Genomic DNA, 24,019 nt, shown 5'->3' on the forward strand with positions numbered 1-24,019 from the left:
TGCTCTAACCAACTGCAAAACAAGGTACACTTGATGGATATGACGGCTGATTTGACTGAAGAGCTGGATGTAAGGCTCTTACTTAAAGTATTGACTGCTCTCAAAAAGGGTAATTTTGTTATTCGCATGCCGTCCGACTGGACCGGGTTACCCGGCAAGATCGCCGATACGCTGAACGATATCATCGAAATAAATCAGCAAATGGCAAGAGGACTCACCCAAGTCAGCCGGGTGGTCGGTCGTGAAGGGCAGCTCACGCAACGTGTCCCGGACTTGAATGTGGCAGGTGGCTGGGCTGCCAAAATCAAAGCTGTCAATACACTGATTGACGATCTGGTTCGCCCGACCACAGAAATGGCGCGCGTGATCAGCGCGGTCGCCAAAGGTGACCTGTCGCAAATGGTGGCATTGGATGTTGACGGCCGTCCGCTCAAGGGGCAGTTCCTAAGTGCAGCTTCTACCGCAAATACGATGGTAGACCAGTTGAATTCGTTCGCCTCGGAAGTTACGCGAGTAGCGCGTGAAGTCGGCACTGAAGGCAAGCTCGGCGGCCAAGCCCATGTACCTGGAATCGCTGGCATATGGAAAGATCTGACTGACAGTGTGAACTCGATGGCGGGCAATCTTACCTCGCAAGTGCGTAATATCGCGGAAGTAACCACGGCAGTCGCTAATGGCGACCTATCGAAAAAAATTACCGTGGATGTGAAGGGCGAAATCCTAGAATTGAAAAATACAATCAATGTGATGGTGGACCAATTAAATTCGTTCGCCTCGGAAGTTACGCGAGTAGCACGTGAAGTCGGCACTGAAGGCAAGCTGGGCGGCCAGGCCCATGTGCCTGGAGTCGCTGGTACATGGAAAGATCTGACTGACAGTGTGAATTCGATGGCTGGCAATCTTACCTCGCAAGTGCGCAATATCGCGGAAGTAACCACTGCAGTCGCCAATGGCGATCTATCGAAAAAAATCACTGTGGATGTGAAAGGCGAAATCCTGAGATTGAAGAATACCATCAATGTGATGGTGGACCAGCTCTCCTCATTTGCAGCAGAAGTAACGCGGGTAGCACGTGAAGTGGGTACCGAAGGAAAACTGGGGGGCCAGGCTTATGTGCCAGGGGTGGGCGGTACTTGGAAAGATCTGACGGATAATGTCAACTCCATGGCATCCAATCTGACCGGTCAGGTGCGCAATATTGCTGAAGTGACGACTGCGGTAGCCAATGGCGACCTGTCGAAAAAAATCACCGTGGATGTAAAAGGTGAAATCCTGGAATTGAAAAATACCATCAATGTGATGGTGGACCAGCTCTCCTCATTTGCAGCGGAAGTGACGCGAGTGGCGCGCGAGGTCGGTACCGAAGGCAAGCTGGGCGGCCAAGCCAGCGTGCCGGGCGCGGCCGGAACCTGGAAAGATTTGACTGAGAATGTCAACCAGCTCGCAGCTAATCTGACTAACCAGGTGCGCGCGATTGCAGAAGTGGCGACCGCGGTGACGCGCGGCGATCTGTCGCGCTCGATCCAGGTAGAAGCGCGTGGTGAGGTGTCTCACCTCAAGGATAATATCAATGAGATGATCCGCAATCTCAAGGAAACTACGCAAAAAAATGCGCAGCAGGACTGGCTCAAGACCAACCTGGCACGCTTCACGCGCCTGTTGCAGGGGTACCGCGAGCTCGATACGGTGACCAGGCTGATCCTGTCCGAACTGGCGCCGCTGGTATCGGCCCATCATGGCATATTCTATTTGATGGATGTCACGGAGCAGGACGAGCGGCTTCGCATGGTGGCTAGCTATGGCTACCGCCCTGGCGATAATGGGTGGCCGACTTCATTTGCGCTAGGTGAAGGGCTGGTTGGCCAGTGTGCGCTGGAGAAGAAATGCATCTTGCTTACGAATGTTCCGGGCGACTATATCAAAATCTCTTCTGGCTTGGGAGCGGCAGTGCCTACCAATATTATCGTGCTGCCTATCCTGTTCGACGAGCAAATTAAGGCAGTGATTGAAATCGGATCGTTGGAGTGCTTCACCGAAACCCGTCTCTCCTTCCTCGGCCAATTGATGGAATCGATAGGCGTAGTGCTCAACATGATCGAAGTCAATAGCCGGACCGAAAGCCTGCTGGCGCAGTCGCAATCCCTGGCGCACGAATTGCAGCAAACCAACCGTGAACTGGGGGAAAAAGCGCGCCTGTTGTCCGAGCAAAACATTGAAGTGGAGCGCAAGAACCGCGAGGTCGAGCATGCCAAGCTCGCGCTTGAGGAAAAAGCGGCCCAGCTGGCGCTGTCGTCCAAATACAAATCGGAATTTCTAGCTAATATGTCGCATGAGTTGCGCACGCCCTTGAATAGCCTGCTGGTTCTGGCCCAGCAGTTAAGCGACAACCCTGCAGGCAATCTGACCCACAAACAAGTCGAATTCGCCAACACCATTTACAGTTCAGGCAGCGACCTACTGACGCTGATCAATGATATTCTTGACCTGTCAAAGATCGAGTCGGGCACGGTTACGCTGGAAATCAGCGAATACAGCTTCCAGAACCTGTGCAATTATCTGGAGCGGACCTTCCGCCATATGGCCGAAGCCAAGCGCATCAGTTTCTCGGTAGAGCTCGCCAGCGACCTACCATTCTCAATGATGACAGATATCACCCGCTTGCAACAGATACTAAAGAATCTGTTGTCGAATGCATTCAAATTCACCACCCATGGCTCTGTATCACTGAAGATAGCGCTGGCGCAGGAGGGCTGGAGCGTCGGTCACCCCGCCTTGTCGCAAGCTGCTGCGGTACTGGCTTTTTCTGTGACCGATACTGGAATGGGCATTACCCCGGATAAACTGCAACTGATTTTTGAAGCCTTCCAGCAGGCGGACGGCAGCACTGCACGCAAATATGGCGGCACCGGTCTGGGGCTGTCGATCAGTCGCGAACTGGCGTGCATGCTGAACGGGGAAATCCGGGTACAAAGCAAACTCAACATCGGTAGCACATTCACTCTATTCCTGCCTTACGACAACAGTGTTCTTACCAATGATGAATTAGTGAGCCAGTCATCGTCGCAAGCGGCAGCGCTGACTGACAATGTCATCTATATGCCCGAGCAAGCGTTCGATCATACCAAACCGGCCGAGCCGGCCAATACGGTAGTAATGACCACAGTGGAGGATGCGACCCTGGATGACAGGGCGCTGATTGCATCCGGTAGTCCGTCCATCTTGATCGTTGAAGACGATCCGCGCCTGGCTCAAACCCTGCTGGATTGCGCTCACGAAAAGAATTTTAAGGGGATCGTGGCAGCGTATGGTGATTCTGTACTGGCCCTGGCGCGTGATCACCTGCCGACCGTGATCTTACTGGATATCGATCGGCACGAGGCTGATGGGCTGTCAGTGCTTGACCGCTTGAAGCGCGACCCGGGCACCCGCCATATCCCAGTCCATATCCTCTCAAATCAAAAGGAAGGCGAGTACAGTTTACGGCTCGGCGCTATCTCTTACCTGGTTAAACCGGTGAGCTTGGAGCGGCTGCAGGAAGAATTCATCCACATGCAGCAGTTCCTATCGAATCACAAGCGAAGCCTGCTAGTAGTGGAGAATGACCGGAAGCGGCGCAACGCCATGATTGACTTGATTGGCGAGTCCGATGTACATATCGTTACTGCCGAAACCGGGCAGCAGGCGCTGGACATACTCCAATCCGATCATTTCGATTGTATGGTACTGGACCCCACCCCGCAGGATATAAATGGCCTTGACCTGCTTGATATGATAAGCAAGGATGAAAGTTTGCGCACCATGCCGGTCGTGATCTACGCAGCCAAGAAACTCGAGCGCAAGGAAGTGGCAAAACTCAAACATATCAGCAAAACTATCGTGGTTAAGGAAGCCCGTTCGCCGGAACGCTTGTTGGATGAGACCGCGCTATTCCTGCATCGTCCTCTAGCCAGCCTGCCCGAGCCGAAGCGGCGCATGCTGGATGAGAGCCAAGCTGCCGATAACGGACTGAGCGGACGCCAAGTCTTGATTGTCGATGATGACTTGCGCAATCTCTTTGCGCTCAGTTCGGTACTGGAGCAACAGCAGATGAAGGTATTATTCGCAGAAAATGGCAAGGATGGCATCGAAGTTCTGAAAAACAATCCATCGATTGAAATCGTATTGATGGATATCATGATGCCTGAGATGGATGGCTACGATACGATGCGGACCATCCGCTGCATACCCCGCTTCAAGCAATTGCCTATCATTACGCTGACTGCCAAGGCAATGAAAGGTGACCGTGATAAATGCATTGCGGCTGGCGCATCCGACTATATCACCAAGCCGGTTGATGTTGCGCGGTTACTTTCGATGATGCGAGTATGGCTACATAAATAACTACTTCAAAAATGCGCGAAGGCGAGCTGCAGACCGTATCAATAATACGGCAAGGTGAAGCCGATAAAGCTAGTTTTGATTTAGAAATAGAATAAAAAGAAAGCTGCGATGATGTAACTTTCTTTTTATCGCACTATAAATACCTCAACAGAAGGCAGCGCCGAGTTTATTCATCACTGCCTTCACTTATCGGAATCATTGGGGCTACTGCTAGAACTATGGCGTAACCAGATAAGAATGATTCAGAATCTATAGAATTTGGAGAGCATCTCAACGGTTTGGTTTTGTTGTTTACGCAGTGCTTTTGCGTATGCCCATTTGTGCTAGATGAGACAATGAGAATACTCTTTGAATCATTTCTAGCTGGTTTTGCTATACTTATTTTAACGTGAGTTCGGGATAAGAAAAGCAGCAAAAGGAATCTGAATTCCTTATGATGAAAGGGTTTTCAAAAAGAGTTTCATCATGAGAGGAGTCAGATTCCGATGGATACTATATTATTGATTTTTTGTGCAATTAACGATTTTGTAAAGAGTTTGAGCCTAGATGGGAGCAACGCTTATCGGGGTCATCGCTAAAACGGCGTCGTCGCCGAGGGGACTGTGTCTAAGTGATCATGACCATCATGGTGGGGTTTCATCTATCCGGTTACCGGACGTTTAAACACTATTACCTGAATGACGTGTTGAAGTATCAGCGGCCCCATTTTCCAGGGTTGGTTAGCTACCATCGCTTTGTTGAGTTGATGCAAGGTAGCTTGGTGCCTTTGTGCTGTTTTCTGACCAGCCGCTTTGGGCAATGTAGTGGGATCAGCTTCATTGATTCGACTAAGATCCGCGTATGCCACAACCAGCGTATTGGGTCGCATAAAGTAATGGCAGAGTTTGCTGCCCGGGGAAAGACCAGCGTGGGTTGGTTTTATGGATTCAAACTGCACCTGGTCATCAATGACCAGGGAGAATTGCTAGGGGTAAAAATAACAGCGGGCAATGTGGATGACCGTGATTCCCTACCGGAACTGGCGCGCTCTTTGTCTGGGAAACTCTTTGGTGATCGGGGTTACATCTCGCAAACGTTCTTTGAGCGACTCTGGGAACAGGGCGTGCAGCTTATTACCAAGGTATGCAAGAGCATGAAAAACAAACTGTTGCCACTATTTGACAAAATCCTGTTACGTAAACGCTCGATCATTGAGAGCGTCCATGACCAATGGAAGAATATTTCACAAATCGAGCATTCCCGTCATCGCAGTCCAGTTAACTTCTTTGTTAATCTGATAGCCGGGCTGGTGGCTTACACCTTTCGCGAGAAGAAACCCTCCCTTAATATCAGACTCCCTCAAGCTCTTCCAGCTGTGGTAGCGTGATCCTTATGTCGAACTCACGTTAAAATACAATCTCGGAATTTGGGGAGTGGAATGCGCGTGACAGTGACGCAATATTATGGTAAACGAAAAGGTGCAGACAGTGAGGTGGGCGGATCAGATTGTCGAACAAAGACGTCCTGGTCACCGGCAGTGACCAGGGCATCAGCCGTGGCATTGCGACTTGCGCCTGGCCGAGGAAGGTGCCGACGTGGTGCTCAACGGTCGCGAGGATGATCAGGAGCCACGCGAAAGTCTCGAACAGTTGCGCGACAGCGGGCGCGGCGGGCGGATTATCAACAACAGCTCGGTGCACGAGGAGCTGCCCTTTCCCAACTTCACCGGCTACTGCGCCAGGCAAGGGCGGGCTGAAGATGCTGATGCGCTAACCTGTGGCCATCGAGCTAGCGCTGCGGGGCATCACGGTCAACAGCGTCGCTCCGGGGCCATCGAGACACCGATCAGCAGCGCACTGATGAACCATCCGGAGAAGATCGCCGCACTGCTCGGCGACATTCCCGCCCAGCACCTTGGCCAGCCGGGTGACGTGGGCGGCGCGGTTGCTTTTTGGCATCGGATGACACCAGCTACATGACAGGAACGATACTTTTTTTCGATGGAGCTTTGCTATGGAATTACCGCGAGCAGTGAATGACCAGACCGGCCGCTTCGACACGGACATCGGCGCGATTTCCAGCGCCGACACCCTGACCCCCGCGCAGCGCTATCAAGAATTGTTCGTCGCGGTCCAGATGCAGCGCGTGTTCCCGGACAGCAAGACCTTCGTCGACTGCGCCCCGCGAAAGCATCCGGAGCGGATTCTCGAAGCCTATCGCGCCCGCTGCGAGGTGCCCGACTTCGACCTCGCAGCCTTCGTGCACGAACATTTCAGTCTGTTCGAGATGTCCGCGCAGGAGTTCGTGGCCAACCCGAACGACACCCTGAGCGAGCACATCGACCGGCTCTGGCCGGTGCTCACCCGCCATCCCCGCGAGCATCCCGAGTATTCTTCGCTGCTGCCGCTGCCGCACGACTACGTAGTACCAGGCGGGCGTTTCACCGAGCTGTACTACTGGGACTCGTACTTCACCATGCTTGGCCTGGACGAGAGCGGACACTGCGACTTGCTGCGCGCCATGGCCGACAACTTTGCCTACCTGATCGATACCTACGGGCATGTGCCCAACGGCAACCGCACTTATTACCTTGGGCGCTCGCAGCCGCCGGTCTTCGCGCTGATGACCGACCTGTTCGAGGAAAACGGTGTGCATCGCGCCAGTGACTACCTGCCACAGTTACATAAGGAACACTCATTCTGGATGAGCGGCGGCGACGTGCTACGCGCTGGCGAAGCTGCCCGGCGCTGCGTGCGCCTGGTCGACGGCGCATTGCTCAATCGCTACTGGGACGACAGTGACGCGCCGCGCGAGGAGTCCTATCTGGAAGACATCACCACCGCGCGCGAATCCGTGCGGCCGGCCCATGAGGTCTATCGCGATCTGCGCGCCGGCGCCGAATCGGGCTGGGATTTCAGCTCGCGCTGGCTCGACGACAGCCACCGGCTATCGAGCATCCGCACCACCAGCATCGTGCCTGTGGACCTGAACAGCTTCCTCTACCAGCTGGAGCGGCAGATCGCTCGGCTCAGTGAGATTATGGGCAAGCATGGGCCAGCCTTGCGGTTCCGCCAGTTGGCCGAGGCGCGCCAGGCGGCAATAGGCCGCCATCTGTGGAGCGAGGCGACCGGCGCCTACCTGGACTACGACTGGCGCCTGCGTCAGCAGCGGCCGAACCTCACCGCCGCAACGCTGGCACCGCTGTTCGTCGGCCTGGCCAGCCAACGGCAGGCCGACCGGGTAGCGCAGACCGTCGAAGCGCGCCTGCTGACGCCGGGCGGCCTGGCCACCACGGAGATCGGCGACAGTGGCGAGCAATGGGATCGCCCCAACGGCTGGGCGCCGTTGCAGTGGATGGGTATTCGCGGCCTGCAAAACTACAGGCATGACGCCATGGCCGCGGAAATCGAGAAGCGTTGGCTGTCCATCGTCGCCACACTCTACGAGAGCGAAGGCAAACTAGTGGAAAAGTACTTGCTGCGGCCCTGTACCGAACATGCCGGTGGCGGCGAGTATCCGCTGCAGGACGGTTTTGGCTGGACCAACGGAGTGACCCGCAAACTGATGCAGGAAGACCCCAGCCATCAGGCGAACCGTTGCCGCGCAAGCAGATAGGGCGCCTCGTTGAAGCCCACATCCCCGGCCAGACCCAGCGCCTGGCGTGCCACCGACCACGCTGAGATGCCCACCGGCATGCTCAACACCGCTTCGACGTAGCCGCGGCACGCTGCCCCGCTATTCGCTGACGCCGCTCGCCAGGCTCCGGCTGTCGACTTCGTCGAGCACCACTCCGCTGTAATCGATGGCGATGTCATTGGGGTTCTGCAGGCGCAGCTTGACCGCCATGCGCAGCTCCAGCCCTTTGCCCGGAAGCGGCTCGATGCCGTCCATCTGGACATTCAGCGGATTCCGCTCAGAAGCTGATTAGCTGACTGCGCTTCAGTGATATCATCACATCCCCTTCAAGTAGAGTTACTGCATACTTCGGTATGATTAAATCGCAATTTTGGATAAATGAGCAACACTTAACTCAGAAATTTTTTAAAGGTATAACTATTGGGGTAGCATATCCTTACTAAGTTTAAATATTATTTTATATATAGTAACTTATAATACTTTTTGGGTAGTCTCCGCCCAAAAACCAATCCTTCATCCGGTTGGTTTTTTTGTGCCTACTCTTGCGTGTTTGCGCGGGTTCATGCGGATTCTTGCGGACTTCGAGGTTTCAAGAAATTCCCAAAATTCGCTCAATTTTTCTCTCTTTGCGCCATTATTCTCTCCTACCCTACCTGTCATTTGAGAACGAAATCCACAACCTTGTATTATTTTGGTTAGGTAAATCAATAGTTTACGCTCGGACTAATCAAGCGGTTGATTTTCAGCATTGGTAGGAGGAGGAAACAGCTTACTTATGGAAAATAGATGTTGCTAATAAATTAACGTAAGTTCGACATAAGAAAAGCGGTAAAAGGAACCTGGATTCCTCCTTATGATAAAAAGATTTAGGAAAAGAGTTTCATCATTATTCGCGAGAAGAAACCCTCGCTTAATATTAGAATACCTCAAGCTTTTCCAGTCGTGATGTGATGATTCTTATGTCGAACTCACGTTATTTTATTTACTTTACTGATTTTAAAGTCAATAACCATTGGAGGAAAACCATTAATACGATATGCTTGGTAAGCAAACGTAGAATTTACTGCTCAATCTAAGTGCTGCTTATGCAATATCCTATAAAGTATTTCCAGAAATTATGGTAAGAATTTGTGGTTTATTTTCATTTTATTAGAAAATAATATAGGAAATAACATGAAAAAATATTTATATGCCTTGCTGTGCTTGTTTCTGCCTGCAGTCAGCGCCATCGCTACAGAGAATACCGCACCTGCAGAAGTCATGGGAGCGGTCACCGTAGACACAGCGGTCGCTAAACGATTATACGATCAAGGCAATATTTTTATCGATGTGCGTAATTTGGAATATTTCAATTATGAACATATCCGAGGGGCCAAGCATCTGGATGTCAATAGTGAACTTTTCACGGCCGGCGATTTGAATATCCTTGCCGAGAAGGATCAAGGCGTTGTGTTTTATTGTAATGGAATTCATTGTCTGGGCAGCTCTAAAGCCAGCAAAAAAGCAGCAGAATGGGGATGGTTCAAAATTTATTACTATCGAGAAGGATTCCCAAAATGGAAAGAGGCTGGCTATCCTACTGCCTCTTTTGAATATCCAGAGAGCGTAGCACACTGATTGACTTTATAGAGCACATTTTATAGCGTCTTATCTTGACCAGCTAACCTGGATAGCTCACCAGGTTAGCATAGACCAGCTAATCAAATGGGTGGTTGAGTTCGTTACTTGGATGTTTGCTGGAGCGCTTGCTCGATTGTTGCTACCATTTCCGGATCAAAAGGTTTGGTATGAGGACTAAATTGCTTGATCAGCCTACCATCCTTATCAATCAAAAATTTATGAAAATTCCAGGTAGGATAGGTACCGGAAACTTTTGCCAGTTGCTGAAAGAATGGGTGGGCATCTTCTTTCTTGACGGTTATTTTCTCAAACATGGGAAATTTGACACCATAAGTTAACCGGCAAAAATCCTGTATTTCTTCCTCCGTGCCAGGTTCTTGTCCCATAAAATCATTGGAAGGAAAGCCAAGCACTGCAAATCCTTGTTTCTTATATGTCTCATGCAATTTCTCCAACCCATCATATTGAGGAGTATAACCACATTTACTGGCGGTATTCACCACGAGCAGCACCTTACCAGAATACGCATGACATAAGTTTACGACCTCACTGCCTGCGAGCTTTCTAAAATTCTGATCGAGCAAGCCATCCTGGCAACTGAAAACAGGTTGAACAAAAAAAACTAGTACGAATAGCAATAAAATACGCATCAATGCCTCCTTCTGTAAAAATTAATCCTATGGCGCACTCACTACAAATAATCGCGATCCTTGTCGATCCTTTTCCTACCTTTCAGCGGACCCGAAAAACCGCCTGCGCTCTGCCTTAGTGTGCTGAGTAAGCTGGCAAGCAATACGGTAAGCACGAAGTACTTTCTGCGCATATCCCAACACGCTGTCATAAGGATAATGGATCACTTCGTTCAGATCTGCTTCAGGCGCGAAGCCAGCCGGAAAATCGGTTAGCAACTCAATGCCTTCACTCACATGTTCTGCAGTATAAATATGAAACAAGCCTTGAGTAACGGCTTCGATTACATGATATGACAGCATGAGATGCCTGCGGTTGCGATGAGGAATCAGCACCCCATGCGTCCCATCCAACCCTGCTTTCTCACAAACATTAAAGAACCCTTCTATTTTCTCATTGAGGCCCCCTACCGGCAGGATTTCACCATACTGATTAATTGCCCCCGTTACTGCAATTCCCTGTTTGAGTGGCACGCCTGATAAGGCAGAAAGCAAAGCATACCATTCTGCACACGAGGCAGAATCTCCTTCTATTCCATTGTATTCCTGTTCAAATACAATAGAAGCACTGAGTGCAAGCGGTGCGATATGCGCAAACAGGGCCGCTAAGTAGCTCTGCAGGATAAACATACCTTTATCGTGGATCGGCCCGGAAAGCCCTACCTCGCGCTCGATATTTAACACGCCCCCATTTTCACCCGCGAACGTGTGCGCGGTAATACGTACCGGTGCGCCAAAACAATGATCTCCCAAATCTATTTGTGTCAAACCATTAATCTGCCCAACCTTTTTTCCTTCGATCACAATCGAAACATCCCCATCTGCAATCGATTCCTGCAAACATTGATCCGGGTAATTATGCCGATGGATACGTGCTTGCAACGCATTCTCGACATCAGCCACATCCACGAGGCAACCGGTGTGGGCTTTGCACTGAGCCGCGCTCTCCAATACCAGTGTTTCTGTACGGCTAAAAATAGCACTCTGACGGGATTGATCGTTAGCTGCCCGGTGACAATCTTCCAACAATCGCGCAACCGCAGCTGCGGTAAAATGGGGCAAACCGGCTTCATGGCAGGCGTGCGCCACAAAAATGGAAGAAGCAAGGCGACTTTGTGCGCTAGCTATAAAGCTATCGGCAAAATCAACCTTGATACGGAAACGCCTGGCAAGCTCTGGATTCTCTTCCTGTAATATATAGTACTGTTCACGCGAGCCGATCAATATAATCTTAACCTGAATCCGCACTGCTTCCGGTTCGAGCGAAACAGCTGGAATCTGGGTTAAGGTCGTGCCGGGTTCTTCAATTTGCAGCAAATGACTGCGCAGCAGGCGGCATAATTTTTCCCAAAGCAGGCTGTCCACTAACACATCATCGAGGTGCAGCATGAGAAATCCTCCATGGGCCTTGAGCAAACTACCCGCGCGAATGCGCGTAAAGTCTGTCTCCAAAACGCCTTCTACGGATTGATACTCGATACTGCCAAACAGCGAGCGAATAGACGGACTTTCTTCGATAATGACCGGTGCTCCCTTCAAATCATGATTATCTACCACCAGATTAATCTGATAGCGTACTAATAAGGATTTAATTTCCTCTTTGCGTTTTTCTTCGTCAGTATCAGAGAATTTGAATAACGCGACATTCTCGAGAATATCCTCTTCCATCTTCCCCAGATAGCGGTCGAATTTGCTACGGTCTTCTGCGGATAATTTCAGCATACTGCGAATTGCCTTTAATTCACCTTCCAGTAGCAACTTGACCTTATTACGCTGCAACGTTATCAGAGCCTCATCTTTGATTCGCTCCAAGGGGCGTATCTTTTCAAAATAGCGTGCAATTTCAGCCTGTAAGGCTTGTTCTACTTCCTCAATTTCAGCTCTTCGCTCCTTAGGTAACGCCAACACTTGAGGTTCAGTCAAGATTTTTCCAGATTTATCCATTAGCGTGAAAACCATACGGCCGGCTTCCCGCTGAATAGCGAAATGATGTTTCTCAGCAAATGCATCAAGCTCGGCAAAGGCTTTAGCCCCTTCCAGTTTAAAGTTTTTTTCGATCCGTTTGCTTTCCGCCTTGAGAGCAGGCTCCTCAAGACACCGGGGTATTTCTGTCTGTAGATATTTCGCTAGCTGTGTCAATTTTTGGCGCAACAGACGCCCCTCTCCTGCCGGTAAATGCAAGGCTAAGGGCCTTTCTGGTACACCGAAGTGATGCAAATAACACAAATCAGGCGGAACAGGCTTGTTTGACGCTACTTTCGCCATTGCCTGCCGCAGCAAGGAAGACCGTCCACTCCCTACTTCCCCAAGCACGAATAAGTTATAATCCGGCTGCTCCATTTCGAGCCCGAAGTAAGCAGCCTTCTCGGCACGCTCCTGCCCGATCCAGGAAAGTGGTTGACCGACCAGTTCTGAAGTATTGGTAAATCCAAGTAAATCAGGATCAATCGTCAGGCGGAGCTGGTGCGGAGTCAGTTCAATAATTGGCATTTATCAGTATTTTTATTGTTAACAAGAAATCCACAATTGTAACCGTTTAATCATTGTTCCTGACAGGAACAATGACAACCACAGTGTCACTATCACGCGCCATACTGTTTCAGGTTGTGCTATTTTATTAGATGAGCAACTTACTTCCGATTCGATTTCCCAATCAAACAGGTTCGAAAGTGAGCCGCAAACAGGTATCAATAATCAATAAGAAAAATCCGACCAAATCAGGCTTGATTCAGCAATGGAATGAGTTAGCGAGCGGCTGAAGAATATATGAATATATTCGAGACCATTCATGATAGGCGAAAAAAGCCGATTTATTTTATACCGGATAAATGAGTATTTTGAGCCCTTTTCATACCACAGCAGCTACATAGATCATTTCTAGACAGCCTCATTCCATTTCCAAATCAAACATGACGCGAAGGCCAGCCGCAGATAGTATAAAAATAATACGGCAAGGGGAAGCCGACAAAATCAGTTTTGATTTAGAAATGGAATTAGCCCTGTTACGGATGCTCTCTGCCTGACTACCTACCATTTATTCAAATTAAAACACGATGACTCATCCCATTCGGCCTTTTATTGTCACCCACCATCTGGTTTTTACCCTTGCCGCTCCGATGACCCTCGCTTATCTGACGACACCTCTACTGGGAGTAGTCGACACGGCTGTAGTGGGCAGGCTAGGAGAAGCGTTCATGATTGGTGGGCTGGCGGTTGGCGCTATTTTGGTTGATGTGATTTTTACCACCTTCAACTTTCTGCGTTCTGGCACTACCGGTCTCACTGCCCAGGCTTATGGTCGGGAAGATGAGACTGAAATTCAGGCAACGCTGTTGCGCTCACTGATAATAGGCGTTGCCAGCGGGATCATTTTACTCATGCTTACTCCGCTGCTGTTATCGCTGGGTCTTTATCTGATGGAGCCAAGTGAAACGGTTGCTATTGCTACACAGCAATATGTGCTGATCCGTATGCTCGGTGCGCCGGTGACACTGGGGAATTACGCCTTGTTAGGCTGGTTCATCGGGCTGGGCAGGACCCGGACTGGACTGCTGCTACAGATTGCGCTCAACGGCAGCAATATTATTCTTTCGATCTTTCTTGGTCTGCACCTGTCCCTAGGGATCAAAGGCGTCGCAGCCGCGACTGTCATAAGCGAATTGCTGGCTTTCCTGCTCGGCTTGCTGATTTGTTATCCATCCCTTAAATGCAGCACACGGCCGTCCTGGCAGCGATTGCTGGATCGGGCTGCGCTCTGGCGCTTTGCTAATCTCAACCTGGATATCATGCTGCGTTCCTTTGCGCTACTGTTCGCTTTTGCTTTCTTTACTACCCAAGGGGCCTATCTGGGCGAGCAAACGCTTGCCGCCAATGCCGTGTTGATGAATTTTTTCATGCTGGCCAGTTATTTCCTGGACGGACTGACCTCTGCTGCAGAGCAACTTGCCGGTCGCGCCATCGGTGCAAATTATCGCGACGGCTTCATGCGCAGCCTAAAGTTGACCTTAGGTTGGAATACCGTGATGGCAAGCTTGCTGGCGATGATGCTCTGGTTCTTGGGTGAGCCCATGATCGCGTTGATTACGACGCTGGAATCAGTACAAACGGAAGCAGCACAATACCTACTGTTAGTCGCCCTGCTACCGCTCACTGGAGTGCTTGCCTTCCAAATGGATGGTATCTTCATAGGCGCTACCTGGTCACGTGACATGAGTCTGATGATGCTGGTTTCGCTCGGTGTTTATCTGGCAACATGGTGGTGGCTGCGTGATCTTGCCAATAATGGCTTGTGGCTCGCTTTGCATGTATTCCTGCTGGTACGTGGCCTTACTTTGTCTGCACGCCTGCCGGTAAGAATAAGACAGACATTCAGTCAAACTAAGTGAAATCAGCTATCCCATTCATCTCATTTCACTGCCAGATCAAAATGGACGCGAAGTTGATCAAAGGCGAGCCTGGAGCGTCAAAGTCATACGAGAAGCAAACTTCATATTTGTTTTTTACCTAACGGTTTGATGTTTTGCGGTCTGATCACTCCCGGCCAAAGGTTATGATGGGTATCCAGAAAAACCAATTCCATTTCACGCAGATGACGTAAGTCTCGTTGCCGTGTCTTATCATTTAGCTTCAAATATAGGCCTGTGTACCAGGGTGTCTGACGGATTTCATCCAGTGGCATTGCGCGACGCCTGCCCAGCAGCTGGGAAACAATCGTATATTGACGCACATTGATGCGCTTTTCCTCAAGTAAGCGGTGCAGCTTACTTTCAAACAGTAACAGTGCCGTCATCTGGTTTACCCTGTCTTGCAGTGTGTTGATCGTCTGACGGATACCCTCCAGGTAAAACTCGACAAATGCATGATTAGGCCAGGCCTGCCCTTTTTCTGCGGCTTTGCGGCAGGTATTAAATAGCGTGAAATAACTATCGATGTTAGCAAGATAATAGCGCGCCAAGGCAAACGGTGCATAGCGATAACCTGCCGCTTGCAGCAGAGTGGCTTCGATTACCCGCCCTACCCGGCCGTTACCGTCCCAGAAAGGATGAATGAGCTCATAATAGAGATGTACCAGCGGCGCTCGAATCAATCCAGGCACACCAGATCTTTCCATTTCCGCATGCCAACCGATAAGCGCATCCAGCAGGCGATCAATATCCCTACCATATTGAGGTGGCTTATAGCGTCCACCGTGGCCCTCATCTCCGACATAGGTAATATGATGCTTCGGATTATTGCGAAGCTTGCCAGGCTGATTATTGGGATGAGGGATTTGCTGCGTAATAAGGCGATGCACCTCAAGAATGAATTCCCGATTCAGGGACCACCCGGCAGTTCGGGCAACCTGTTGCGATAAGTCATAAGCAGCCTTGATGTTCACTGCGCGACGCTGTTCAATTTCCTTGACCTGCGCTGGATCAAGCATTAAAGCATTGGCAGTTTCATCTTCACTCAGCTTGCCTCCTTCAATGGTATTCGTACCAAACACACTGCTGACCACCACTTCTCGCTCCAGCTGATTAGCCACTTGAGAAAAAGGTGAAGCAATAAAACGGTCATGCGTATCTTCAGCACGCTGAAGTGCCAGTTTGATCCGAGCAGCTTCAACGCCTACCTCGAAAACAAACGGACCAAATCGATCAGTGTCAACGCGACGTGTTAAACATTCCAAGCCTGGTGCCAATTCGATGTCAGGCATAATGTCCTCACATATGTCTCTTAATTCATAATTAATTCGTATATTATTCAGTATATTATACGACTAAATAGATTATCGATGACTATAAAATGTCTCTCTAGTCTGAGGCCATTTATTCAACTTGCTCGATGGAACGGTTTTCTAGTACAGAATTCCATTTCCAAATTAAAAATGACACGAAGGCGAGCCGCAGACAGTACAAGTAATACGGCAAAAAAATCTACAGAGCCGGATTTAATTTACAAATGGAATAAGAAATTCAGCCACTCTTTGATTAATAAAGCTTTCCAGCTCACAGGAAGTAGTTAAAAGCGCTGGATAACCAGGCAAGCGCGAGATTACTTCTTGCTTTCAGCTATCATTAAGAACGAGGCGCCAGAATCAAGGGTGGTTTATTAAATCTGTGGCGGATGGAATTAATTGCTTTCAATATACTGTGCTGACTAACAATCCTAGCTTCCAACTCACGCTTTCTGGGAAAATCCAGTAGAGAAATGCCAATCAGCATGGTCAGTACACCCTGCCCCGGTACAAACAGCATAATAAACCCAGCCAGAACGAACACACTACCGACCAGATTTTTAATGATTAATCCCATTACCCGTAGCACCGGATGATGATCTTTCATCCAATGGCGAGGCGTGCGCGTGTCAAAATAGTCCGCTGGTAAACGGATCAGAATAATGGGAATAGCGATCAAGGTACCAATAAAGCCAATAATCGAAGCTATCGTGATCCCGATCAGGATATGGGCTGGAATCCATTGTTGAATTGTTTCAAATACTTCACTCATAATGCATATCTTAGCATTTCTTACAGTTGCAGATGAAGAATTCTGCGGTCAGACAGCATGATCCGTAATGAAATGCGGCACTCGCATGATTACTGTGGCATAGTTGTGCTCAGAACAAATAGGTTGCTCCAGCATAACGTTTACCAAAGTGCTGTCCGGACCGAGCTGTCATTCCATTTCCAAATCAAACATGACGCGAAGACGAGCCGAAGACAATATCCATCATACGGCAAAGTCAAGCCGACAAAGTCAGCTTTGATTTGGAAATGGAATAAGAAGTAAAGGGTTTACTGGAACGGTCCCTTAGATTAAATATCTATTTTTATATCCTTAATAGTGACCGCTTCCAAGGCATCAAATTTGACAGGATCCATAATTTCTTTCAATAAGGTTTTAATGTCTTCCAGACTCGCTTTAGATAAATTGATGTCTAATTCAACGGTTACTTCCACTTTCATTCATATCCTCCTTTAATTATTTCTCTGTATCTTCTATGGCGCTTCTTTGTTCAAAAAGAATTGGATTTAATTCAATCTGGAATTCGCGTTCAGGCTTCTTTCAAAGCGACAATGCATCGTATCGCGCCTCTGTGGATACAGTCTCCCTCAGATCATCTACCTCGGTAAAAACCGGTTAAACCCATGCGCAAGTGGTATAAGTATACCTCTCATTCAGACTCTTCTTTGATGAGAAGAATAGTTTCAATTAGTTTATTTAATCTTGCACTTGCTAATTATTCTTAAATGAGCGTGGTCGGTATTGTATTGCCGCACTTGAACTTGAAATAAGCGCAACGAAATGACATGTTTTTTTCTTCCCTAATTGGAAGAGACATAGGCGTTCCGTACTGTAATTTTCTCGAAATCGGGTGCTCAGATGTATGCTAAATCTGGCTGGCGATGATTCATTTACCGTCGATCTTCAGCAAATTATGTCACTTTTCACCTGCTTAATAAAAAGCCCCTTAATCAACCCTGCGAAAAATTTTTTCCATCCTCACCCAGCTCGCTGGCTGGTTGTACAACTAGCTCAAGAGGACAGTTATGAATCTATTGAGGAAGTAGTTGGAATGTTAAGCTCAATGCTTATGTATGAACTTATGACATTGTCTATACCTCTAAAAATGTAGATGAGCTGTAAATGAGCATTTATAACCCAAGTTTTTTAATCTAAAAACCTCAACAGATCTATTTTAGATCCTTCAATCCTTCAGGAGAACCTTGCATGAAACAACTCAATAACCGTTTTTTTGCTTTTCTATTAATCGTTCTAATGGCTTTTTTCTTAGGCGGCACATCAGCGTTAGCGGAAGAGGAAACAGCTGGAGAATATCTGGATGATTCTATTATTACTGCGAAGGTCAAAAAGGCAATTTTCGATGAGCCCGGCCTGAAATCCGGTGAAATCAAAGTGGAAACCTTTAAGGGTGTTGTTCAATTGAGCGGCTTCGTAAGTTCCCAGAACGATATCGACAGAGCGGTCGAAGTTGCGCGTGAGGTTGAGGGCGTAAAATCTGTCAAAAATAGCATAGAAATCAAGGGACAGTAGATTAGTGTAATTTGATATTAAATTCACTGAAGTTATCTCATGTTTCAATCTTCGCCCAGTGTCACTGGCAATGTAAAACCCACAAACGGCAATGTCAATTGACTCCCCTGGGGCAAAATTTAATTGCCGTTGACAACCCGCTCGTTGGCTGGGCGCTACGAGCATACTGACGCACTAGCGGAGCATATAAGCGCAAGGTGCAAAACTACGGATCGGAATGCAGTGTTATTGCCGACTAAAAGAAAATGATGACATCTATAGCGCAATGATAACCAATGAAAAAGATATTAAAATCACTCAGCTTGTTGCTGATCTTGCTATTTCTTACAGGATGCGTCTCAGTGTCAAAGAAAGAAACTGCGGTGTCGACTCACATAAATGTTGGATTTGTTCGAGACTTGGCGCATTGTAATTGGAATTGAAAATAAAGCATTCATTTTCACACCCATCTTGTCCGCTAGTTTTATTCTATTTCTCAATCAAAACTGACTTTGTCGGCTAAACTTTGCTTGCTGCCTTGCCGTATGACTGATACTGTCTGCGGCTCGCCTTCGCGTCATATTTGATTTAGAAATGGAATTACAAGGCATTGATGGGGCTTCTTATCAAACCATACCGCAATCGTTAGCTAAAACAACACTGGCAAAAGAAAACAAAGAACCGGTGCAAGTTTGAAACATACTTCGTATATATCACTCTCCGTCGGGATTGAATGAGTACTTGGCATCTGTTCTCCACAATGGGTTGGGTGATTCAACCCATTTTTGATTATATGAATCAAAGAAATAAACCTCCCTCCCAGTCCTGGCCCATTCGATGATCATTTCGGCGTGCGGGTGGAGATTGCATAGCATATATTCATGCACCAGATTGGCATCATCAGTTTTATGATACAGGAGCGTTAATGCATAAGCACTGCTCCCGCTAACTATATTTGATTCCTTGCCGTTAATATCGCGCCACTTGAACCCATCCTTGGCGCTCATCATCTCACTGATCTGCTCTTTACTTCCGCTGAATTTTTTCCAGGTGGGCATTAGTCATCTTCCTTTCTCAATTCAATTTTTTACAACCTTTTCCACATTCTTACATCGCTGTTTCAATGGCAAATAACACTGCCACACCTACGCGAGAAGGTACGGCTTCTGGATTACCGATATCGTCATAGCCAAGGGCAGATAATCATCTATCAATCTCATCTTGAGTTATCTACGTTCTCGATGAAGGGGCTCTTTTGGCTACTTTACTCCCTTAATAAGATTCTGGGGCAACCATTTCCATTCTGTTCAATCTTCACCCAGCGCATTGGCTGGGCGCCACCAAAAATGGCTAATAAACGTCCCTCACCCACCATGGCATACGCTGAGATGAGAGAGAAAATGCTATCGAATCCGACTGTTCGAGCTGAAGTTGAGTTGCTTGAGCGAGAGGAAAGGCCAATGCTGGACGCCATTCTCAACGCCCGCAAAGAAGAGGGGTTAACCTAGGAGCAGGTAGCCGAGCGCATGAGTACTAAAGCAACAGCAGACGCCCGACTCGAAAATGCACTTGTTACCGAACAACCCTCTCCTTCGCTAAATGCTCTACGTAAATATGCCGCTGCTCTTGGTAAAAAACTGGAAGTGCGCTTCTCGTAAGAATTGGAGAATAAAAAATGAATAAAATCAAACTTCGACGCTGGGATAGCGCAGAGCACCTGAGCAGAGGGATAATGCTTGATGGATTGAGTGTCAACAGCGTCTTGATTGCAACACGATAATGTAATGAGTAGTTCGGTAAACTGATTCTGGTAATTTGCAATAAGTTGTTGTCTTGACTCAATCGAGGTGAAAATGGCAATTTTGATAATTACAGAACGATCAAAACCAGATTGCTCAAGCTGCGCTACTTCTTTGGTAGCGTCTATCAGGTGTATTACACAATCTACTTTCTTCCCCCTTGCCCTATCATGCTCATCGAAAATACAGAAAAACTTATTGATGAAAATGACTCTACTTTGATTATTAAAGAGCGGCTTCTGCTTTTGAAAGATCAGCTCGTTGCTTATGACAAGGAGCTTACTGGATGCAGAAAAAAGGTTTCCGCTTTAGCGGATATGATTTGCTACCTCGAATCGGAAATTCAGAATATTAAGCTCGAAAATTTCACATTTACTGAAAATATGGAAAAACTTCATAGCCCAGATCCTCATGATTATCAATGTAGTCTTTGCGGATCAATAAAGTTAAAAAGGATAGAAAGCACATTCCAAGAAACGTTCGGAAGATTCGACGCAAAAAATGCTTTTTTCATTTGTCTTGATTGCGGAAAAGAAAAAGTAATCAAGATTGATCCCCCCTAAATAGCTTTTACTTGACCTTTGGCTGAATAGGCGGCCTCTCCCATGCTGATAGAACAGTAAGTTCCACCCAACCATTAACAACAAAGGAGAAGCCTGGAACTATTTGTTTCAATCCTCGCCCAGCTCGTTGGCTGGGCGCTACCAATTCTGAATCCAGCCAAAGTCACCGGCATAAAAGTTTTAATCCTCGCCCAGCTCGTTGGCTGGGCGCTACCTTAACCTCGATAGTTGAGGTGCTGATTGCGGCTGTTTCAATCCTCGCCCAGCTCGTTGGCTGGGCGCTACACACGGGCGCACTGGTTAGTGTGGGCGGCGCAATGTTTCAATCCTCGCCCAGCTCGTTGGCTGGGCGCTACAAGTACCGGCAGCACCGATATCCGTCAGCGCATGAATGTTTCAATCCTCGCCCAGCTCGTTGGCTGGGCGCTACGACAGAGATACAAGCGGGGGCGTTGAACACGGCGGTTTCAATCCTCGCCCAGCTCGTTGGCTGGGCGCTACACCTACGGTCACCTTTGTTGCCTGGCCATGCTTTCCCGTTTCAATCCTCGCCCAGCTCGTTGGCTGGGCGCTACCTCCTGATTCTTCGTCAAACATCTCACCATTGTCTGTTTCAATCCTCGCCCAGCTCGTTGGCTGGGCGCTACTCAAAAACAGTGTATTTGTTATGGGCACAGTGCAGTTTCAATCCTCGCCCAGCTCGTTGGCTGGGCGCTACCGTTTATTGCTCGATGTATTGTTTGGCACGGTCTGGTTTCAATCCTCGCCCAGCTCGTTGGCTGGGCGCTACTCTTTATTCGGCCATCTTCTGCCCTGCTCAATCCTGAGTTTCAATCCTCGCCCAGCTCGTTGGCTGGGCGCTACAGCATGTGAAAGTGGAATATATAGGGCAAGCTAGAGTTTCAATCCTCGCCCAGCTCGTTGGCTGGGCGCTACAGTACAACTACAACATCATCATACATCAGTAAAAATTGGTGTAAATGCGCGAACTGGCATCTACCAAATTTTTTTAGAGAGTAAATAAACTGATTCACTCCAGGAATATATTTTTGTTTCATATAGTTAGGAACAGCGCGAACATCCTGCAATTTTTCGATCACTTTCCGTTCGCGCAACTCAGACAATTAAAGGGCCATCAAAATCAACCGACTTGACATTACCATACTCTTTCACGTGTAACTCAAAGGGTTCCGTCAAACGATATAGACGAAGACTGTCTTCTTTTTCATCAATCTCAGTCAATAGTCGTCGTTCTATAGCTTATCCCATATAAAATGATTTAAAGTGCATAGGCGGTAAAGAGCTGCTCGATGGAGCATCCTTCCTTTTTTCTGATTGTTTTGGCCTGGGCCCATTTTGGTTCAATGTCATTGAAGTCTGGAGAATAAGACGGCAAATATCCAAGCGTATGTCCGGCATTGGCGAAGGCGGTTTTGATATCCTGTCGTTTGTGGAACGTCGCGTTGTGCATGACGATCACGCAAGCGGACGGGAGTTTGGGCAAAAGGTCCTGCGTAACCCACGCATGGAAGATGTCGGCGTTGATATTGGCTGTGAACAGGCCCACGGTCAGGAGCGTTTTTTCGATCAAGGCGCCGATGACATTGGTTCGGCCTCTTGCATGCCAATCTTTTACACCATAGCAACGCTCGCCCACAGGCGCATAGCCATGCGTGCGCGGCATGTCATGAGCAAAGCCACTTTCATCAATGTAAACGATGGCGCGGCCTTCGTGTTCATAGCCTTCAATTTTTTCCTGGAAGATGCGCCGCTCTTCTTCGCTGGCTTTTGGGTGGCGCAGGGTTTTTTTATAAGTCACGCCCAGACGTCTTAAAGCGTGATTGATGCCCTGGGTGCTGACTCCAAGCCGTTTGGCGCGTTCGGACTGATACGCATCGGGATGATCCTTCACGTCCTGCGCCAAAATTCCCATGTCGATCTTGGTTGAAGGTTTGTTGCGGGTTGTCCTGGGATCGGGAGTTTTGATCCAGCGCGTCACGCTGGCTACACCTACGCAAAAACGCTTTGCCACTTGCTCGATGGTAAGGCCCTCCTTCTCCCGAACGGATAATACCTTACGACGAAATGATACCGGATATGTCATCCAGTAAATTATAATCAATTTATATGTGATTCGCTATAGTTCCTCGAATTGCATTAGATTGACCCTACATTCAAATACTGATTTCTGGACGCGTTGCCCGTGCCCTTCACATACTTTTGCAACACGTCTTAGTCTTCTCCGGCCTTCTCTGGTTTCAGTCGAAACATCATAAGTTATGATAATCAGCATCATTACCTCACCAGAAAAGGAATGTAATCATCCATCTCACCCCGGATAGTGCGAGACAGGAAACGCGCCTGAAGCTGTGGTAGCAGCCCAAATGGTACTTTGGAATCCAGTAGTGGATGCGTAATTTCTTCCTGTTTGCGTTCCTGATACGCTGTCACAACGATTTTTCGGGCGCTATCTTCCAGATAAACAGCGCCACCTTCCCGCTCTTGTAAATCTCGTTCGGTAACCTGGCCCCGATTGATCAAGGTTAAGGCAAGACGATCTGCTAGTATGGAACGAAACTCTTCCATTAAATCGAGCGCCAGCGCCGCCCTGCCGGGGCGCACGCTGTGCAGGAAACCTAATTGTGGATCAAGGCCTACGCTCTCTATAGCAGAACGGCAATCATTCATTAACATAGAATAAAGAAACGACAACAACGCATTAAAACGATCTCGCGGCGGCCGACGTGACCGTCCGTTCATGGTAAAAAAAGGACGTATATCCCGTCGCACTAAATAAGGCAAAGCAGAAAAATAATTTTTGGCTGCATCTCCTTCGATCCCACGTACGCTATCCAGATCACTAGCTACTGACAGATTACGAATAGAGTTAGCCAAAGATTTTGCCGTTTCGCTTAATCCTTGCTGATCACTCACATCTGCTGCTTCACGCGCGCCACGCAATAACACTTGACGGCAATTGCGAAGTTTTCCAGCAATTACTGCCTTAGCAATCGCCAATGTAAACTGCACATCTACTGCCTTACGGTACTGTGCCTGGCGCAATAGAATATTTCCACTGACAGCACTTTCCAGTCTTGCTTTGAACCGCCCATTCCCATCAAGCAGTACAAAATTAATGCCTTCATCAGCACAACGATGCATTATTGCTGGAGATATCATAACGTTGCCAAAACAAACGACCGTTCCTAAATGGTGTAATGGCACTTGTAGTTTCTTCTCTCGCTCTACATCGATACGCAAGGTATTGTTTTCCAAATGCACATAGGAATTTGGCGTCATGACATACAATGTATTAAGTATTTGATACATATTGTTTT

19 protein-coding genes, 3 pseudogenes and 1 CRISPR repeat array are annotated in these 24,019 nt (G+C 48.3%); of the genes and pseudogenes, 11 read left to right on the forward strand and 11 right to left on the reverse strand.

The window, feature by feature from the left end; translation table 11 throughout:
• The first annotated feature begins 33 nt into the window (after positions 1 to 33).
• The 5 genes and pseudogenes from AAW31_RS15385 (at position 34) to treF (ending at position 7,974) form a co-directional block, all read left to right on the forward strand.
• Entirely contained in the window at positions 34 to 4,380 is a 4,347-nt protein-coding gene (locus AAW31_RS15385; RefSeq protein WP_046850902.1) for a response regulator, read from the forward strand.
• Positions 4,381 to 4,865: 485 nt separating this feature from the next.
• Positions 4,866 to 5,746: pseudogene (locus tag AAW31_RS15390) on the forward strand (IS982 family transposase).
• Between the two features lie 57 nt (positions 5,747 to 5,803).
• Entirely contained in the window at positions 5,804 to 5,980 is a 177-nt protein-coding gene (locus AAW31_RS22290; RefSeq protein WP_200899650.1) for a hypothetical protein, read from the forward strand.
• Positions 5,955 to 6,338, forward strand: coding sequence for a Rossmann-fold NAD(P)-binding domain-containing protein (locus AAW31_RS15395; protein WP_200899651.1), 384 nt, complete (start codon positions 5,955 to 5,957; stop codon positions 6,336 to 6,338). Before AAW31_RS22290 ends, AAW31_RS15395 begins: the two co-directional genes overlap by 26 nt.
• A gap of 34 nt (positions 6,339 to 6,372) precedes the next feature.
• The gene (gene treF, locus AAW31_RS15400; protein ID WP_046850904.1) at positions 6,373 to 7,974 is read left to right on the forward strand and encodes an alpha,alpha-trehalase TreF; all 1,602 of its coding nucleotides are present in this window, start codon (positions 6,373 to 6,375) and stop codon (positions 7,972 to 7,974) included.
• A 120-nt stretch (positions 7,975 to 8,094) separates the two neighbouring features.
• Here the strand turns inward: treF and AAW31_RS21490 are convergent, their stop codons facing one another.
• Positions 8,095 to 8,250, reverse strand: a complete 156-nt coding sequence (locus AAW31_RS21490) for a hypothetical protein (RefSeq protein WP_158441563.1) — start codon at positions 8,248 to 8,250, stop codon at positions 8,095 to 8,097.
• 918 nt (positions 8,251 to 9,168) lie between these two features.
• Here AAW31_RS21490 and AAW31_RS15410 point away from each other — a divergent pair.
• Entirely contained in the window at positions 9,169 to 9,612 is a 444-nt protein-coding gene (locus AAW31_RS15410; protein ID WP_046850905.1) for a rhodanese-like domain-containing protein, read from the forward strand.
• Positions 9,613 to 9,716: 104 nt separating this feature from the next.
• Here the strand turns inward: AAW31_RS15410 and AAW31_RS15415 are convergent, their stop codons facing one another.
• Together AAW31_RS15415 and AAW31_RS15420 are read right to left on the reverse strand one after the other, a co-directional pair.
• Positions 9,717 to 10,265: a glutathione peroxidase gene (locus AAW31_RS15415; protein ID WP_052752303.1), complete on the reverse strand. Its 549-nt coding sequence runs from the start codon at positions 10,263 to 10,265 to the stop codon at positions 9,717 to 9,719.
• Positions 10,266 to 10,340: 75 nt separating this feature from the next.
• Entirely contained in the window at positions 10,341 to 12,794 is a 2,454-nt protein-coding gene (locus tag AAW31_RS15420; protein ID WP_046850906.1) for a Lon protease family protein, read from the reverse strand.
• A 563-nt stretch (positions 12,795 to 13,357) separates the two neighbouring features.
• Here AAW31_RS15420 and AAW31_RS15425 point away from each other — a divergent pair.
• Entirely contained in the window at positions 13,358 to 14,689 is a 1,332-nt protein-coding gene (locus tag AAW31_RS15425; RefSeq protein WP_046850907.1) for an MATE family efflux transporter, read from the forward strand.
• 101 nt (positions 14,690 to 14,790) lie between these two features.
• Here the strand turns inward: AAW31_RS15425 and AAW31_RS15430 are convergent, their stop codons facing one another.
• The 3 genes from AAW31_RS15430 to AAW31_RS21495 form a co-directional block, all read right to left on the reverse strand.
• The gene (locus AAW31_RS15430) at positions 14,791 to 15,999 is read right to left on the reverse strand and encodes a Fic family protein (protein ID WP_046850908.1); all 1,209 of its coding nucleotides are present in this window, start codon (positions 15,997 to 15,999) and stop codon (positions 14,791 to 14,793) included.
• Between the two features lie 361 nt (positions 16,000 to 16,360).
• Complete coding sequence (locus AAW31_RS15435) at positions 16,361 to 16,792, reverse strand: PGPGW domain-containing protein (RefSeq protein ID WP_046850909.1); 432 nt, start codon at positions 16,790 to 16,792, stop codon at positions 16,361 to 16,363.
• Between the two features lie 308 nt (positions 16,793 to 17,100).
• On the reverse strand, positions 17,101 to 17,250 hold the full coding sequence (locus AAW31_RS21495) for a hypothetical protein (protein ID WP_158441565.1): 150 nt from the start codon (positions 17,248 to 17,250) through the stop codon (positions 17,101 to 17,103).
• A 766-nt stretch (positions 17,251 to 18,016) separates the two neighbouring features.
• Between AAW31_RS21495 and AAW31_RS15445 the strand changes: the two genes are divergently transcribed.
• Positions 18,017 to 18,340 carry a BON domain-containing protein gene (locus tag AAW31_RS15445; RefSeq protein ID WP_046850911.1) on the forward strand — a complete coding sequence of 108 codons (324 nt, stop codon included), beginning with the start codon at positions 18,017 to 18,019 and terminating at the stop codon, positions 18,338 to 18,340.
• A 692-nt stretch (positions 18,341 to 19,032) separates the two neighbouring features.
• Here AAW31_RS15445 and AAW31_RS15450 read toward each other — a convergent pair.
• The gene (locus AAW31_RS15450) at positions 19,033 to 19,377 is read right to left on the reverse strand and encodes a hypothetical protein (RefSeq protein WP_046850912.1); all 345 of its coding nucleotides are present in this window, start codon (positions 19,375 to 19,377) and stop codon (positions 19,033 to 19,035) included.
• A 183-nt stretch (positions 19,378 to 19,560) separates the two neighbouring features.
• Between AAW31_RS15450 and AAW31_RS22295 the strand changes: the two genes are divergently transcribed.
• The 3 genes from AAW31_RS22295 to AAW31_RS15460 all read left to right on the forward strand — a co-directional run bounded on the left by AAW31_RS22295 (position 19,561) and on the right by AAW31_RS15460 (position 20,681).
• Positions 19,561 to 19,827: a hypothetical protein gene (locus AAW31_RS22295; protein ID WP_200899652.1), complete on the forward strand. Its 267-nt coding sequence runs from the start codon at positions 19,561 to 19,563 to the stop codon at positions 19,825 to 19,827.
• An 18-nt stretch (positions 19,828 to 19,845) separates the two neighbouring features.
• Positions 19,846 to 19,977: a hypothetical protein gene (locus tag AAW31_RS23210; protein ID WP_258920401.1), complete on the forward strand. Its 132-nt coding sequence runs from the start codon at positions 19,846 to 19,848 to the stop codon at positions 19,975 to 19,977.
• A 272-nt stretch (positions 19,978 to 20,249) separates the two neighbouring features.
• Positions 20,250 to 20,681, forward strand: coding sequence for a hypothetical protein (locus AAW31_RS15460; protein ID WP_144412996.1), 432 nt, complete (start codon positions 20,250 to 20,252; stop codon positions 20,679 to 20,681).
• Positions 20,682 to 20,786: 105 nt separating this feature from the next.
• A CRISPR array of direct repeats spans positions 20,787 to 21,617; the repeat unit is 37 nt; unit sequence GTTTCAATCCTCGCCCAGCTCGTTGGCTGGGCGCTAC.
• 180 nt (positions 21,618 to 21,797) lie between these two features.
• Here AAW31_RS15460 and AAW31_RS20170 read toward each other — a convergent pair.
• From AAW31_RS20170 to cas1c, 4 genes and pseudogenes are all read right to left on the reverse strand, one after another.
• Positions 21,798 to 21,938 (reverse strand): annotated as a pseudogene (locus AAW31_RS20170) (CRISPR-associated endonuclease Cas2); the annotation flags it as partial.
• Between the two features lie 22 nt (positions 21,939 to 21,960).
• On the reverse strand, positions 21,961 to 22,785 hold the full coding sequence (locus tag AAW31_RS20175; protein ID WP_082110492.1) for an IS630 family transposase: 825 nt from the start codon (positions 22,783 to 22,785) through the stop codon (positions 21,961 to 21,963).
• 36 nt (positions 22,786 to 22,821) lie between these two features.
• A pseudogene (gene cas2 / locus AAW31_RS20180) lies at positions 22,822 to 22,974 on the reverse strand (CRISPR-associated endonuclease Cas2); the annotation flags it as partial.
• 2 nt (positions 22,975 to 22,976) lie between these two features.
• On the reverse strand, positions 22,977 to 24,011 hold the full coding sequence (cas1c, locus tag AAW31_RS15475) for a type I-C CRISPR-associated endonuclease Cas1c (RefSeq protein WP_046850915.1): 1,035 nt from the start codon (positions 24,009 to 24,011) through the stop codon (positions 22,977 to 22,979).
• Between the last annotated feature and the right edge of the window lie 8 nt (positions 24,012 to 24,019).

It is taken from the genome of Nitrosomonas communis, assembly GCF_001007935.1.
In the GTDB taxonomy this organism is placed as follows: domain Bacteria; phylum Pseudomonadota; class Gammaproteobacteria; order Burkholderiales; family Nitrosomonadaceae; genus Nitrosomonas; species Nitrosomonas communis.